14 protein-coding genes are annotated in these 14,652 nt (G+C 42.7%); 8 read left to right on the top strand and 6 right to left on the bottom strand.

Translation table 11 applies throughout. From position 1 onward, the window contains the following. The first annotated feature begins 178 nt into the window (after positions 1-178). Together codB and codA are read left to right on the top strand one after the other, a co-directional pair. Entirely contained in the window at positions 179-1,453 is a 1,275-nt protein-coding gene (gene codB / locus ABC357_RS23160) for a cytosine permease (protein WP_412890109.1), read from the top strand. Then, positions 1,431-2,702 (top strand): cytosine deaminase, encoded by a 1,272-nt coding sequence (gene codA / locus ABC357_RS23155; protein ID WP_412889861.1) that lies wholly within the window; start codon positions 1,431-1,433, stop codon positions 2,700-2,702. Before codB ends, codA begins: the two co-directional genes overlap by 23 nt. A gap of 71 nt (positions 2,703-2,773) precedes the next feature. Here codA and ABC357_RS23150 read toward each other — a convergent pair whose 3' ends face one another. After that, positions 2,774-3,025 carry a hypothetical protein gene (locus ABC357_RS23150; RefSeq protein WP_412889860.1) on the bottom strand — a complete coding sequence of 84 codons (252 nt, stop codon included), beginning with the start codon at positions 3,023-3,025 and terminating at the stop codon, positions 2,774-2,776. 221 nt (positions 3,026-3,246) lie between these two features. On the opposite strand from ABC357_RS23150, the gene ABC357_RS23145 reads away from it, so the two are divergent. From ABC357_RS23145 to scpC, 5 genes are all read left to right on the top strand, one after another. Then, the gene (locus ABC357_RS23145) at positions 3,247-3,936 is read left to right on the top strand and encodes an ABC transporter ATP-binding protein (RefSeq protein WP_412889859.1); all 690 of its coding nucleotides are present in this window, start codon (positions 3,247-3,249) and stop codon (positions 3,934-3,936) included. 14 nt (positions 3,937-3,950) lie between these two features. Beyond that, positions 3,951-4,763, top strand: a complete 813-nt coding sequence (locus ABC357_RS23140; RefSeq protein WP_412889858.1) for a hypothetical protein — start codon at positions 3,951-3,953, stop codon at positions 4,761-4,763. Between the two features lie 10 nt (positions 4,764-4,773). Continuing rightward, a complete protein-coding gene (locus tag ABC357_RS23135; RefSeq protein WP_412889857.1) occupies positions 4,774-5,892 on the top strand; it encodes a hypothetical protein in 1,119 nt (372 codons plus the stop codon). A gap of 547 nt (positions 5,893-6,439) precedes the next feature. Beyond that, the gene (locus tag ABC357_RS23130) at positions 6,440-7,084 is read left to right on the top strand and encodes a LytTR family DNA-binding domain-containing protein (protein ID WP_412890108.1); all 645 of its coding nucleotides are present in this window, start codon (positions 6,440-6,442) and stop codon (positions 7,082-7,084) included. Positions 7,085-7,212: 128 nt separating this feature from the next. Next, complete coding sequence (gene scpC / locus ABC357_RS23125) at positions 7,213-8,733, top strand: succinyl-CoA:acetate CoA-transferase ScpC (protein ID WP_412889856.1); 1,521 nt, start codon at positions 7,213-7,215, stop codon at positions 8,731-8,733. Between the two features lie 500 nt (positions 8,734-9,233). Here scpC and ABC357_RS23120 read toward each other — a convergent pair whose 3' ends face one another. After that, positions 9,234-9,860, bottom strand: coding sequence for a nitroreductase family protein (locus tag ABC357_RS23120; RefSeq protein ID WP_412889855.1), 627 nt, complete (start codon positions 9,858-9,860; stop codon positions 9,234-9,236). Between the two features lie 136 nt (positions 9,861-9,996). Between ABC357_RS23120 and ABC357_RS23115 the strand changes: the two genes are divergently transcribed. Beyond that, on the top strand, positions 9,997-10,350 hold the full coding sequence (locus tag ABC357_RS23115; RefSeq protein WP_412889854.1) for a winged helix-turn-helix transcriptional regulator: 354 nt from the start codon (positions 9,997-9,999) through the stop codon (positions 10,348-10,350). Between the two features lie 359 nt (positions 10,351-10,709). On the opposite strand, the gene proC is transcribed toward ABC357_RS23115, so the two are convergent. From proC to desA, 4 genes are all read right to left on the bottom strand, one after another. Further along, a complete protein-coding gene (gene proC / locus ABC357_RS23110; protein ID WP_412889853.1) occupies positions 10,710-11,513 on the bottom strand; it encodes a pyrroline-5-carboxylate reductase in 804 nt (267 codons plus the stop codon). A 100-nt stretch (positions 11,514-11,613) separates the two neighbouring features. After that, entirely contained in the window at positions 11,614-12,213 is a 600-nt protein-coding gene (locus tag ABC357_RS23105; RefSeq protein WP_412889852.1) for a response regulator, read from the bottom strand. Beyond that, the gene (locus tag ABC357_RS23100; RefSeq protein ID WP_412889851.1) at positions 12,210-13,346 is read right to left on the bottom strand and encodes a sensor histidine kinase; all 1,137 of its coding nucleotides are present in this window, start codon (positions 13,344-13,346) and stop codon (positions 12,210-12,212) included. Before ABC357_RS23100 ends, ABC357_RS23105 begins: the two co-directional genes overlap by 4 nt. 156 nt (positions 13,347-13,502) lie before the next feature. Then, positions 13,503-14,528, bottom strand: a complete 1,026-nt coding sequence (gene desA / locus ABC357_RS23095) for a Delta(5) desaturase DesA (protein ID WP_412889850.1) — start codon at positions 14,526-14,528, stop codon at positions 13,503-13,505. Positions 14,529-14,652 lie beyond the last annotated feature (124 nt).

Raw genomic sequence — 14,652 nt, 5'->3', positions numbered from 1 at the left:
TGTGAGGCTGACAAGGTGGGCGATATTCTGTTTGGAATGTGCATATGTCCGTACGATTGCACTGACTTTCAAAGATTACACCACTTGTCAATGATGATAAGTGGTTTTTTGTATGCCAGAGGCAATAAAACATATGCCGAGAAGCTCACCAAGCTTAAAAACTTGGGAGGAAATAATGATGCAACTACAAGATAAAGATTACTCATTTTCACCAGTTCCGAAAGGGCAAAGAAACAGCTTCATCAAGATGCTGGCCGTTATGCTAGGTTTTACCTTTTTCTCGGCAAGTATGTGGGCTGGCGGTTCTTTAGGAGAAGGAATGACCTTCACTCATCTGATCGGCGTTATTTTGATTGGTAATGTCATTCTCGGTGCGTTCACTGGATCTTTAAGCTATATTGCAGCAAAAACAGGATTATCCACTCATCTGCTTGCGCAATATTCATTTGGTAAGAAAGGGTCTTATATCAGCTCGTTCATGCTGTGTGCCACACAAGTCGGCTGGTTCGGCGTCGGTGTCGGCATGTTCGCTTATCCTGTCCATAAAGTGACTGGAATCCCTACTCTGGCACTTGTCATTGTATTCGGTATTTTAATGACAGTAACTGCTTATTTCGGAATGAAAGCTTTGACAATACTAAGTATGGTTGCTGTGCCAGCAATCGCCGTACTTGGAAGCATGAGCGCTACAACAGCTGTTCAGGATATGGGGGGAATCGATGCTTTAATGGCCTATGCCCCTGGTTCTTCTTTAACACTGGCTGCTGCCCTGACAATCACAGTAGGTTCTTTCATCAGCGGAGGTACACTGACTCCTGACTTCGCACGTTTTGCCAAGTCAGGCAAACATGCGGTTATTACAACTGTTATCGCGTTTTTCCTTGGAAACACATTAATGTTCCTATTTGGGGCTATCGGTACAATCGCAACCGGCCACAATGATATATCTGACGTTATGTTTTCACAGGGTTTAATGCTTCCTGCCATCCTTGTGCTTGGACTGAATATATGGACGACGAATGATAATGCCTTATATGCTTCAGGTTTAGGCTTTGCAACTATGTTCAAAAAACCGAAAGTCGTCATGGTTATGATTAATGGAGCTATCGGTACATTGCTTGCAACTTGGTTGTATAACAATTTCGTCAGCTGGCTGACATTCCTTGGATCGACTTTGCCGGCTGTAGGAGCGATTATCATCGTTGATTTCTTCTTTATCAAAAAACGCAAGTACGTCGAATACGAAAAAGCGGAGATCAAAAATCTTCATATTCCTGCAGTCATCGCTTGGGCAGCGGGCGTAATCGCCGGGCTAACCCTTCCAGGCATCGCGCCTGTCAATACATTACTGGTAACAGGGATCGCCTACTTCGCCGCTGTAAAAGTAATGAAAACAAATGCAGTATCTACAAAAAAGGAGGAAGAAATCTATGAACTTGAAAAAGTTGGCTAATGCCTCCATTTTTGGTCGTGAGGGGCTATGGGATCTTCTCATTAAGGATGGCCGTTTTTCACAAATAAAAGAGGCCGGCACACTGACAGCCGAAAATGCTGAAACATTGGATTTACAAGGAAATCTTGTATGTGCTCCCTTTGTTGAGCCGCACATCCACCTGGATACAACATTAACAGCCGGGCAGCCGAGATGGAACGAAAGCGGCACACTATTCGAGGGCATCCAATGCTGGTCTGAGCGGAAGGAATCATTGACGAAGCAAGACGTGAAAGACCGTGCCAAAAAGGCACTGTCATGGCAAATAGCAGGCGGCATCGGGCATGTCCGCACACATGTCGATACAACTGACCCATCTTTGGTTGCACTTGAAGCAATGCTTGAAGTGAAAGAGGAAATGAAGGATTTTGTAGACGTCCAGATTGTAGCATTTCCCCAGGAAGGATTGATCTCTTACCCGAACGGACTTGAGTTGCTTGAAGAAGCAATGAAAATGGGTGCAGATGTCGTCGGAGGCATTCCCCATTTCGAATTCACAAGAGATGACGGTGTTCAATCCATCAAGGATTTATTCAAAATCGCCATGAAGTATGATAAATCGATCGACATCCACTGCGATGAAATCGACGATGAACAATCAAGGCATTTGGAGGTAGTCGCACGCGAGACAATCCATAACGGCTACCAAGGCCGCGTTACAGCCAGCCATACGACTGCCATGGGATCATACAATGATGCCTACACCTATAAATTAATGCGCGTCCTAGGACTTGCGCAAATGAATTTTGTAGCCAACCCGCTTGTCAACATCCATCTACAAGGCCGCTTTGACACATATCCGAAACGCCGCGGCTTGACCCGCGTAAAAGAGCTCGACCAGAACGGCCTGAATGTCTGCTTCGGCCACGATGACATCATGGACCCATGGTATCCGATCGGAAACGGAAATATGCTGCAGGTGCTGCATATGGGCTTGCACGCTTCACAGCTGATGGGCTACAGCGACATTAAGAACTCGCTTCGCTTCATCACGGAAAACAGTGCGAAGGCTCTTGAATTAAAGCAATACGGCATTGAAGAAAACAATCCGGCCAACTTTATCGTATTGAATGCAAAGGATGGCTACCATGCCCTTCGGCTACAGGCTGAAGTCCTTTATTCGTTCCGCAATGGACACATCATTGCCCAAACGAAACCTAAACAAACAGAGGTTCATTTGGACAAGACGAATCAGATTGATTTTATGTAATAGAGAAAAAACCTGGAATTGATTTCCGGGTTTTTTTCTTCGATATTCATCGAAAAGAATTTTTTAAACCTCTACCTGCCCCACCTGAAATTTTTCTTTATATCCGTTATATGGATGGAAACAGGGCTCCCTCTGTACCATCCTTTTTTCGGTCCCGATTTCCAAAATTTATTCTCGCTATATGTTTTATAAATCCTGTCTATTTGCCAATCTCCATACATGACCACATAATCGCAAGAAGGCTCCTCACAGTATACCCAAACCGGTACGCTGTCAGTGAAGGTCAATGGATTCCCGCACTTGCATGTTTGTCCTTTTCCCATACTTGCTCCTTCCCTTGCTGTATTCTTTAGTGTTCCCTTCAGTGTAACACTAAGCATGCAAATGATTCATACCCCCCCAACCATCCATTTTCATCCATGTAAATCTTGGCCATCTTAAGACAAACTTAAGAATTGTTCTCCATAGATATTAAGATTTTCCTTTCATACTGGTAACAGATGAAGCAAGTACTTCTTACTAATTGGATGGAGGTTCACTATATATGATTGAATTGCGTAATGTCACCAAAAAATACGGCAAAAAAACAATATTGGACGATGTAAGCCTGACTTTCGAAAAAGGGAAAATCAGCTGTCTTTTAGGCCTGAACGGCGTGGGCAAAAGCACAACCATGAAATCGATCATGCGGCTTGTCCCTATTACGAAGGGCCAAATTCTTCTGGAAGGAAAACCGGTCAATGAAAAAAATATCGATTCGATTGCTTTTCTAGCGGATGTTCCCACACATGACCTGAATTGGACCGTCGAAGAAAACTTAAAAATGGCCAATATTTATTACGATTCATTCGACATGGACAAAGCATGGAGAATGGTTGAATTCTTCAAATTGCCGAAGGAACGCCGCCTGAAGGAATTATCCAAGGGAAATCTGGCGCGTTTTACCATTGTAATCGGGTTAAGCCAGAACGCCCCTTATGTTCTGATGGATGAACCGTTTAGCGGCATCGATATTTTTTCACGGGAGGAATTTATCGCATCCCTCAAGTCCGATTTTATGATTGAAGGCCAGACCATCATTATCACCACACATGAAATTGACGAAATCGAAAGTATTGCAGACCATGTATTCCTATTGGAAGAAGGAAAAGTATTATGCAGCTTTTCCAAGGAAGAGGCCGATCGGGAAGGCTTCACCATTGTGGAAAAAATGCGGAAAATATATCGAGGATAAGGAGATAAATCATAATGAAATTCTTAACATTGGTTGAAACAGATTTACGGAAGATTATTCCCTTCCTAATTGGAATCTTTGTAATTGCCACCGTCGGCTTCCAAACATTTTTCTTTAAAATCATAAATAATATCCACTCTAACCTGGTCAAAGATGCAGCCGAGAGCGGCAAATCGATGAGTGAATACGTCAGCGGGCTGACTCCGTTTTCCATGTCGACCATTCTGGATGAAAATCCCCTTCCCATCCTGTTTATGGTTCTCATCGCTTTAATTCTGATTCTTTCCGGTTTCTATTTATGGTACAAAGAATGGTTCGGTGCGACAAAACGCATTTATTTATTGTTAAGCATTAAAGGCAGCCGGCTGCGCATCTATTTTTCTAAACTATTAGTTTTTCTCTTTGTCTTTTTTACGTTCTATGGAATTGTCCTGCTCAATCTCTACATTGGAACATTAGTCATGAAAACCATTCTCCCTGCAGAAGCCATTGATGGCCAACTGATCAAGACAACATTGATTCATTCAGAAATCATTACCTTCTTATTGCCTGTAAGCATAGGTACACTGCTCTATAAGGCATCCTTCCTTATCATGATGTTCTGTATGCTGTCGGTGTTCGTACTATGGGATCGAAGCAAGCGGATATGGGGACTGATAGGAGGCCTTGTATTCATAGTGGCAAGCATAGTCTTATTCTTCTATATGAATTCACTGTATCTTTATACAACCGAAAGCATCCAGTTGAACTGGGCATTTACACTCGTTTTTCTTGTTGGCAGCTTCCTGGCCGGCTTCTACCTATTAAAAAAGAAAGTATCCATATAGGAGGATTATGATGAAATATACTCGTATACTGACCGTCACTTTCATAAGTGTTGTTTCGCTTGTGATATTAATCACTGTCTCATCCGTCAGCCCTGCGCCGGTCAATCGTTCTTTTCCCATTAAAGATATATCCGGCGACCGCTTAAGCATCGCACCAATCAAGATAGAAAACACAATCAAGGTAGACACAGACAAATTTGAAAAAGTCCAGCTATCTGCCGGAAAACCTGAATTTACAAAAACAGAATATGACCAAAAAATGGGCGCAAATGAACAAATACTGCAACATAAATCGCTTTACCGAAAAAGTGCACAAGCGATATCTGTTGAAACAAAAAAAGGCTTATTCACACTTTATTTCGACCAAAGATTTTCTTATAAATCAAAGGATCCAATCGTTTCACTAGCCAAAGAAGATCATTCATCGAAAAAAGTATCTAAAAATGATAGTATTCTTCCTGGCATCCAATCGAACGATCAAGTGGCAGCCGAAAAATTCACCGAAATCGATGGACAATTATACTATATTCTTATGATCAATAATCAAAGTCAATCATTCGTCAAAGCCTATGAAATTAATCAGCAAACTCTAACTCTTAAAAAAGTGCTGGATGAGGAAATCAACATCGGCCAAGCAACCGACGAGTATATTATGTTAGGGAGAATAGTTTCTGATCAGCAAGGTGCTTATCTGATTGCTCATACGGATAAGGTAGCGAAATTGGTTGAACTCAACATGAAGCAAAAGAAATTGATCTATAAAAATCTTCCTGCCCAATTAAAGGCTGACCAACTGGATAACAACCTTTACTTGAACAAAGGCACACTTTATGCGCAAATAAATAAAGGGAAGCTTTATATAATCGATGCTAAAACCGCTGGACTGACCGGGGCAAAAGAACTAGCTATTACTCTGCCAAAGACATTCAGTTATATAAGCGTCAATAATCTTACGGTAAAAGATCAAAAAGTATATGTCCTTTACCAAGGATACGAGGATACCCAGACTGGAGAGCCGCCATTATACCTTGCCGTCTTCAGCGAAAAAACAGGAAAAAACCTCTATCTTGGCGAAATGCCAAGCATGGCAAAGAATGGCGTAGGAGAACCGTATACATTCATCCAATGAAATCAAAAGCAGAAAGCGCCCGTTTATCCCCGACAAGCTTAAGACGGGGCACTGACAAAGGCTGCTCTTCGCCATTGACAGTGGCTTGGTTTAAGACCTCGAGGGGATGGCGCTTGCAGCTGGATGTAACCAAAAGCAGAAAGCGCCTGCTTATCCCCGACAAGCTTAAGACGGGGCACTGACAAAGGCTGCTCTTCGCCTTTGACAGTGACTTGGCTTAAGACCTCGAGGGGATGGCGCTTGCAGCTGGATGTAACCAAAAGCGCAAAGCGCCTGCTTATCCCCGACAAGCTTAAGACGGGGCACTGACAAAGGCTGCTCTTCGCCTTTGACAGTGGCTTGGTTTAAGACCTCGAGGGGATGGCGCTTGCAGCTGGATGTAACCAAAAGCGCAAAGCGCCACACCACTTAAGAATCATATGTATCTTTTGAAAAGGAGAGGCTGCAGATGCAGCCTCTCCTTTTTTTCGAACACCATATTAGAAATTTCCGGCAAAACACCTTACACTTAAGAATGTAGACCAGAAGACAACCGGAGGAATGAATGATGGAACCACTAGTAATCGATACTTTTCTAGACGTAATCAGCGAGCTGTTCTCACATGAAATTTCCATTGCCATTTCAGACACTGAACGTTATGTATATTACCGCCCTAGCAAACGGATTGACCTTAAGCTTAAAGCAGGCGATCTTGTTAAAGAAGGAACAATCACCCATCAGGCATTAACTAGCGAAAAAAAAATATCCGATTATATCAGCCGTGATGTCCTGGGCACTCCTTATAGCGGCCAGGCAATTCCCTTTTATAATGACGGCATGCTTCAGGGATGCATCACGGCTATCTATCCGTCGACTTCGCAGGGTAAATCGGTCATTACCGTTAAATCGAATGATGGCTGGACACCTATCTCATTCAGCAAAGTAGTCTATTTGGAAGCAAAAAACCGGCGCACCTATATATATTCCGATTCATGCAACGGTACCCACAAGGATTCCTTGCAGCAATTTGAATACTCATTACCCATGGATACCTTTATCCGCTGCCATCGCTCATTCATAGTGAATGTACATCAAATTAAAGAAATCTATCCTGACTCGCATTCGACTTTTATCCTATCGATGCACAATGGCGCAAAAGTTCCGGTCAGCCAATCCTATTCCAGTTATTTTAGGAGGCTGTTATCATTTTAAAAAATGCTGGTTGAGTTGCATTCCCATCTGCTTTAACCCTATTATCAACAAAAATACCGTATTTTTCACTGTAGTGTAATATAACAGGTTAAAATAATCAGTATATTCATACTAAAGAGGGATGTCTGATGAAAAACCACACAGATCGTATTAGGGATAAACGATTGCTCAATCGTATTATTACATCTGAAGAAGCGGCATCATGGATTAAAGATGGAATGACACTGGGGTTAAGCGGCTTTACAAGAGCTGGGGATGCAAAAGCGATACCGCATGCACTTGTAAAGCGCGCAGAAAAAGAACAATTTAAGGTGAATATTTTTACGGGGGCATCTTTAGGGGCAGATGTCGATAAATTGTTCGCTGAAGCAGGGATCATCAATAAACGGGTGCCTTTCCAGGCAGATCCAGCGATGCGCAAAAGCATTAATAAAGGGGATATGCATTTTGTTGACATCCATTTATCTCAACTGACAGAAATGATACGGCAGAACACACTATCCGACCGAATCGATTACGCAATTTTGGAAGCGGTTTCAGTTACAGAGGACGGAATGGTCATACCGACAACATCTGTTGGCAACAACGCCATTTTCGCCCAATATGCCGACAACATCATTTTAGAAATCAATTTGTCCCACACCGAAGAATTAGAAGGGCTTCACGACATATATGTTCCCGGCGAATACGGACACCGGGAGGCCATTCCATTGCAGACTGTATCCGATCGGATCGGGTCAGTGGGTATTCCTGTAGACCCTGCAAAAATCAAAGGAATTGTGTTTACGGAATGGCCGGATTCAGCTTCAACCGTTATACCTCCTGATGAAGAAACTCAAATAATGGCCAATCATCTGCTTGATTTCCTGAGAAAAGAAGTAAACGCCGGGCGGATGACAGAAAAGTTGGCTCCCCTTCAATCAGGGATCGGCACAATCGCCAATGCAGTTCTTCACGGAATGCTGAATTCAGAATTCAAAGATTTGGAGGTATTCTCGGAAGTACTCCAGGATGCTGTCTTTGATTTAATGGATGCAGGCAAGGTTTCCTTTGCATCAGGCTGTTCAATTACTCTATCAGAAGGAAAAATGAAAGAGGTCTATTCCTCATTCGATCAATACCGCGATAAATTAATTCTTCGGCCACAGGAAATTTCAAACTCGCCGGAGCTCATAAGACGAATGGGTTTAATTTCGATCAATACAGCACTTGAAATAGATCTTTATGGAAATGTGAATTCCACCCATATTTGCGGAACAAAAATGATGAACGGCATTGGCGGATCGGGGGATTTCGCACGCAATGCCAGACTTGCCATTTTCGTTACCAAATCGATTGCCAAAGGCGGCGACATTTCCTCTATTGTCCCATTCTCCTCCCATATCGACCATACGGAACATGATGTAGACATTATCGTAACCGAACAAGGTTACGCCGACATCCGGGGACTGGCGCCAAGGGAGCGAGTGGGACTAATCATCGAAAACTGCGCCCATCCTATGTATAGACAGCAATTATGGGATTACTATAACGACGCCTTAACCAGTGGAGGACAAACTCCCCATAACCTGGCCAAAGCATTCGACATGCACATACGCTACGCCCAAACAGGCACCATGCTACAAGAAGAGCTGCAGCCGTCTGTTTAGGCCCGACTAGCTTATGGCGAGGCACTGACAAAGGCTGCTCTTCGCCTTTGACAGTGGCTTGACTTAAGACCTCGAGGGGCTGACGGCTGGAGCTGGACAAAAAGAAAAGCTGCAGCCGTCTGTTTAGGCCCGACTAGCTTATGGCGAGGCACTGGACAAAGGCTGCTCTTCGCCTTTGACAGTGGCTTGACTTAAGACCTCGAGGGGCTGACGGCTGGAGCTGGACAAAAAGAAAAGCTGCAGCCGTCTGTTTAGGCCCGACTAGCTTATGGCGAGGCACTGGACAAAGGCTGCTCTTCGCCTTTGACAGTGGCTTGACTTAAGACCTCGAGGGGCTGACGGCTGGAGCTGGACAAAAAGAAAAGCTGCAGCCGTCTGTTTAGACCCGACTAGCTTATGGCGAGCTTGAAAAACTTCAACTGTCGCTTTCATCAAAAAGAGCAATGCGTTTTTTTCAGCCGCATTGCTTTTTTTATTGTTCTTGATAAAAAAGAGATCGATTAGATAAATGTCGCAATATCCTCTATTGGCAAACGTGTAGAACCATAGGCGGGCGCAGCCGCTTTACCGATGGCAATCAATACAATCGGCAAATATCGATCTGATAATTCAAAGGCTTCCGCGAATTTCTTCTTATCGAATCCACCCATACAAACCGTATCATACCCCTTCGCTTTAGCAAGCAGCATCAGCTGCATAGAAATCAATCCTGCATCAAATGAAGCAATATTCGCTCTGATTTCATACGGAGCTTTTGGATACAAAGCTTTTGCATTATTGATTTGACGCTCCATATTTACTTCATCAATATTGCCCGCCTTGAAATTGCTTTGATAAATTTCATCAATGTTACGGTACATCTCTGTATCCCCAATAACCGCAATGACAGCAGATGATGTTTCGAGCTGATGATGGTTAAAGGAGTATTCTTTGATTTTCATTTTTTCTTGCTCATCCTGAATAATCATGAATCTCCACGGCTGTAGATTGCTGGACGAAGGCGCTTCTGTTGCTTCCCTCAATATATCCTTAATTTCCTCTTTCGGTATTTTATAGGAAGGGTCGAATTTCCGTACGGATTTTCTTTCCCGGATAACTGTAGATAAATCTTGGTTAAATGATGGCATAATCGTCCTCCTCATATTTATTGCAATCGGTTAAGCTTACTAAAAGTAAGTACAAAAACAAGCTTACTATTAGTAAGTTTGTTTGTCAATTCATTGTATGCTAAAATGAGTAATCATAATCACTGGGGATATTTAAATGGAAAATCATGAAATAAACCAATCAAATACACTGAAACCGAACATCACAATTTGCGATAGTTTCCATAGTACAATCGAATTCATCGGCAAGAGATGGACAGGCATAATTATTTACCATCTTTTAAGCGGAGCCAAGCGATTCCATGAACTGCAGGCTGAAATACCAGGTATTTCCGACCGGCTACTAACAGAACGGCTGCGCGATCTGGAAAAAGAAGGATTGGTCATAAAAAGAGTATACGCCTCAGCACCAAGAAAAGTAGAATATGAGCTGACTGACCGCGGAGAAGAACTGGAAGAAATCATTCAGGCCATTTTAAAATGGGTCAAAGCAAATGGCTGCCATACATAACAAAAGCGGAAGGGACCGTTTAGCCACGTATGAACTGGACCCCTCATTCTTGAGATATAGGATACACGAAGAGCGCAGCGATTCGATGTTGACTTATCGTAGAAGATGAGGGGGAAGTTCACTAGTGGCTGGTCCCTGCAGCTGGATGAAACTAAAGCGAAAAGCGACCGTTTACCTCCGACAAGCTTAAGACGCGCTCTGCTTAAAGGCCGCGTTTTGCCTTTAACAGAGATTGGCTTAAGACCTCGAGGGGGTGGCGCTTGCAGCTGGATGAGAACTAAAGCGAAAAGAGACCGTTTACCCCCTACTTCTTATCTTTAAATAAAAAATCAGCGGTGTGATCCCGCTGATTTTTTATTTTACTCAATATGTTCCGATTTCTTGGCACATACATTCATTGCACTGATGATGCCGTGGCGGAATCCAAGACGTTCAAGCTCCGCCACTGCTTCAATAGTGGCTCCTCCGGGTGAACAGACTTCATCCTTCAAGGAAGCAGGATGCTCTCCCGTTTGAAGGGCCAGTTTAGCCGCACCAAGCATGCTTTGTTCAGCCATCCGATATGCTTTTTTCCGTGGCAGCCCAAGCTTGACGGCTGCATCCGCCATAGCTTCCATCATCATAAAAAAGTAAGCGGGTGAAGAACCGGCAATTGCGATAAAAGCTGGAAATAAGTCTTCCTCCAGCACTTCATATTGCCCAAACATCCGATAAAGGGAGCAAATTTCTCCCAACTCTCCCTCCGTGATATACTGATTTGGGCAAATGGCACTCATTCCTTCATAAGCAAGAACAGGTGTATTCGGCATCGTCTTTACTAGCTTCACTTTCTTGCTGAACCATTTTTCCATTGACTCAATAGTGATTCCTGCAGCAATTGATACGATTATATGATTCTCTGTAACGCTTGAGGAAATTTCACTGATCACTTCTTCATAATAATTAGGCGTAACCGCCAAAAAGAGGATGGCCGCTTCTTCCACAACTTGCATGTTATCGAGTGTCACCCGTACGGAGAATTCCTCTTCAATGTGTGATTTCGATTCCTCGCTCTTTACTGAAACGATTAATTGTTCCTTCTCAATTTGGTTGCTGTTTAATAATGCGCCCAACATTGCTTTGCCCATGCTGCCGCATCCTATGAATCCAATTTTTTTATCCATTATCTGTCCCTCTTTTACAGGTTGTATGCTAGTATGCTAATCGATTTATACGTAAGTTCCTATATATCATACCCGATTTTGGATGGCTTGGAACCAGTAACTATTTGAACCATCCCTTTTCCTTTGATTGAGTGATTGCCTCTATCCGGTTCTTTACCCCGAGCTTATCAAAAATAGTTGAAATATAGTTACGTACGGTTCCTGCTTTAATACTGAGCTGATCGGCAATTTCTTTTGTATTCTTGCCATGAGATACGAGCTCAAGCACTGCTTTTTCCCGATCGGTCAATGGGTTTTCTTCATTATAAAAGTCATCCATAAGTTCAGGCGCATAGATTTTCCTGCCCATCACGATCTGCCTGATGGAACTGGCCAACTCTTCGCTTGGGCTGTCCTTCAATAGGTATCCATTGACTCCTGCCTTCAAGGCTCTCTGGAAATAGCCCCTTCTTGCAAACGTGGTCAAAATGATTACTTTACACCTTGAGCCCTTAAGCTCCTCAGCCGCATCCAAACCACTTTTTCCTGGCATTTCGATATCCATTATACAGATATCAGGATTCAAACATTGAACCAAATGCAAGGCTTCTTCCCCGTTGGATGCTTTGCCGACCACTTCCATATCATCCTCCAAGCTAAGCAGTGATCCAAATGCGCCCAATAGCATTTGCTGGTCCTCCGCAATTACGATAGAAATCATCTCATCTCCTCCTTTTCCACCATTTTCACATCATTCGGAATCGTAATAATTAATGTTGTTCCTTGTTCTGTATCCAACTGGATAGAGCCATTGACAAATTCCAGCCTTTCCTTAATCCCCAATAAACCGTGCCCTTTCATTTCCTCTTCCTCTTTCTTTTTGAAATGGCCATTATCATAAATCATTAATTTTGTATCCTTCCAATCCTGCTTAATTTCTAATTTGCAGGAATCCGCTTCACTATGCTTGACTATATTCGTTACGGCTTCTTTTAAGCACATGCTTAGAATATTTTCTTTTAAAGGCGATATTTTAATATGCTTGAATCCGGATATTTCTTCAATGGTTATTTCCGCTGCATCCAATAACTGTTTCACTCGGACCAATTCATCCTTTAACCGGATGCCGCGCATGGACGCCACCATCTTCCGCACCTCATTCAATGCTGTCCGGGCGGTTTGCTGTACATCTTTCAACTCATTTTGCGCCTGAACCGGATGACTGACTATCAACCTTCTGGCCAAATCACTTTTCAAACCGATCAGCGAGAGCTTTTGGCCTAGCGTATCATGGAGATCACGGGCAATCCTTTCCCTTTCCTCCAGCTTAATCAATTCTGAAATGCGTTTATTGGCATCCTCCAATTTCTCCACCAGCTGTCCTCTCTCCTTCCGATTATGGATATCGAATGGCAATAGGATGACCGATATAGAAACGATAATGACAAACGGCAGCTGCTTCATAAAGAATTCATCCTGTTGAATAATGCTTACATTGATGGATACTGCTGTGGATAACAACAGAACAGCGTATAGAATAAAAAAAGTAAGGCGCTCTTTTATATTTCCTATAAAATAAGCTAGGAAAAAGGCAAAGTATATATAGCTGAATAAACTTGCTGTTGTAATGGAGATCCCGATTAGGATGAAGGTCCATATATAAACAATCCATCCCTGGGAAACAAGAGCAATTCGATAAAAAACAAAAAATAGGAGAGTAATAATCACTCCTATGATGATATGGGCAGTGGATGTCGATTGAAAGATAAAATAAAATGGCAAAACACATAGAATTGTCCATATATAAGGGGTGATCCCATTATTCTTCTGAAAAGCCATATACTTTTTGATCATGCTATGCCCCCTTTTTTCCGTAATGCAACCCATTAACCGTTGCCGATTTCTTCCTGTCCATCATATCATTCTTTGCAGAGCTTCTCTTCTCAAATTACCTATGCAAAAGAGAAAGCCCTCCATGCCATGCTTTGCAGGAAGGCTTTCTCATACACGTTAAGCTACATGCGTTTTTTTCTTTCGGACGGCTTTTTTATGGACTGCTTGAAATGTAACGAACTTTTTTTCCTCTTCATCCCATAATCGGTACCGCAACGATTGGAGTGATGTAGCAAGTGTAATTGTAGGAACATGCTGCAAAGGTTTTGTATGATTATGGACATCCTCAAGTTTATAATTGGGGACACGCGGGCTGAGGTGGTGGACATGATGGTAACCTATATTCCCTGTCAGCCATTGTAAAGGCTTCGGAAGCTTATAATAGGAGCTTCCTTCCACGGCCGCCTTCACATACTCCCAATCTTCGCTTTCTTCAAAGTAGGAGTCTTCAAATGTATGCTGTACATAAAACAGCCAAATGCCCATTACACCGGCTATATAGAAAATGGTCCCTTGAACCATCAGGAACGATTGCCAGCCCAGCGTATAGCATAGTATCCCTACAATTGCAGCAATAGCACCATTCGTCAAATACGTATTCAGCTTTTCTTTTGCTTTCGCCCCTTTTCGGTTGAAACGATTCTGTATTAAAAAGGCATAAATCGGTCCCAGCCCGAACATAATGAGAGGATTGCGATATAAGCGGTATTGTAATTTGGCCCAGCTTCCGGCATTCATATATTCATCGACCGTCATCATCCATATATCCCCTATTCCCCTTTTATCCAGGTTGCCGCTTCCTGCATGGTGGACATTATGGCTATGCTGCCATTTCTTAAAGGGAAACAACGTAATGATGCCTGTGACAGTACCCAGAATCCGATTGGCCTTCCTATTCTTAAAAAAGGAGTTATGGCAGCAATCATGAAAGATTATGAATATCCGGGTTAAAAAACCGGCAGCCACCAACGCAATCATAAAAGTCAATGCATAGGAGATACTCAAACTCTTATATGCTAAAATCCACAAAAAGATGAACGGAATGAATGTATTGAATAGTTGCCTCACACTTCGCATAGTTTCGGAATGTTCATACGGAAGCACCTGCTTCCTTAATTGCGTCTGCTTCTGTTTTTCGTTCATAATAGGATTTCAAATCCTTTCCCCTTGGAATGTCTAAAGTATAGAAGAAGAGGAACATTTTGTGCAGACATACGTGTCATATCCATACCATGACATTTGTCATACTCAGGACAGGACAAATACA

The organism is Bacillus kalamii, assembly GCF_047238185.1.
In the GTDB taxonomy this organism is placed as follows: domain Bacteria; phylum Bacillota; class Bacilli; order Bacillales; family DSM-1321; genus Bacillus_AD.
The sequence above is the reverse complement of the archived record's forward strand: the minus strand, read 5'-3'. Positions and strand labels throughout refer to the sequence as shown.

Excerpts from the sequence above, each read along its gene's own strand:
- ABC357_RS23130 (WP_412890108.1), top strand. The coding sequence starts at position 6,440 with ATGGAACCACTAGTAATCGATACTTTTCTAGACGTAATCAGCGAGCTG.
- scpC (WP_412889856.1), top strand. The coding sequence starts at position 7,213 with ATGAAAAACCACACAGATCGTATTAGGGATAAACGATTGCTCAATCGT.
- ABC357_RS23140 (WP_412889858.1), top strand. The coding sequence starts at position 3,951 with ATGAAATTCTTAACATTGGTTGAAACAGATTTACGGAAGATTATTCCC.
- ABC357_RS23115 (WP_412889854.1), top strand. The coding sequence starts at position 9,997 with ATGGAAAATCATGAAATAAACCAATCAAATACACTGAAACCGAACATC.
- desA (WP_412889850.1), bottom strand. The coding sequence starts at position 14,528 with ATGAACGAAAAACAGAAGCAGACGCAATTAAGGAAGCAGGTGCTTCCG.
- ABC357_RS23120 (WP_412889855.1), bottom strand. The coding sequence starts at position 9,860 with ATGCCATCATTTAACCAAGATTTATCTACAGTTATCCGGGAAAGAAAA.
- ABC357_RS23145 (WP_412889859.1), top strand. The coding sequence starts at position 3,247 with ATGATTGAATTGCGTAATGTCACCAAAAAATACGGCAAAAAAACAATA.
- codA (WP_412889861.1), top strand. The coding sequence starts at position 1,431 with ATGAACTTGAAAAAGTTGGCTAATGCCTCCATTTTTGGTCGTGAGGGG.
- proC (WP_412889853.1), bottom strand. The coding sequence starts at position 11,513 with ATGGATAAAAAAATTGGATTCATAGGATGCGGCAGCATGGGCAAAGCA.
- ABC357_RS23105 (WP_412889852.1), bottom strand. The coding sequence starts at position 12,213 with ATGATTTCTATCGTAATTGCGGAGGACCAGCAAATGCTATTGGGCGCA.
- ABC357_RS23100 (WP_412889851.1), bottom strand. The coding sequence starts at position 13,346 with ATGATCAAAAAGTATATGGCTTTTCAGAAGAATAATGGGATCACCCCT.
- ABC357_RS23135 (WP_412889857.1), top strand. The coding sequence starts at position 4,774 with ATGAAATATACTCGTATACTGACCGTCACTTTCATAAGTGTTGTTTCG.
- ABC357_RS23150 (WP_412889860.1), bottom strand. The coding sequence starts at position 3,025 with ATGGGAAAAGGACAAACATGCAAGTGCGGGAATCCATTGACCTTCACT.
- codB (WP_412890109.1), top strand. The coding sequence starts at position 179 with ATGCAACTACAAGATAAAGATTACTCATTTTCACCAGTTCCGAAAGGG.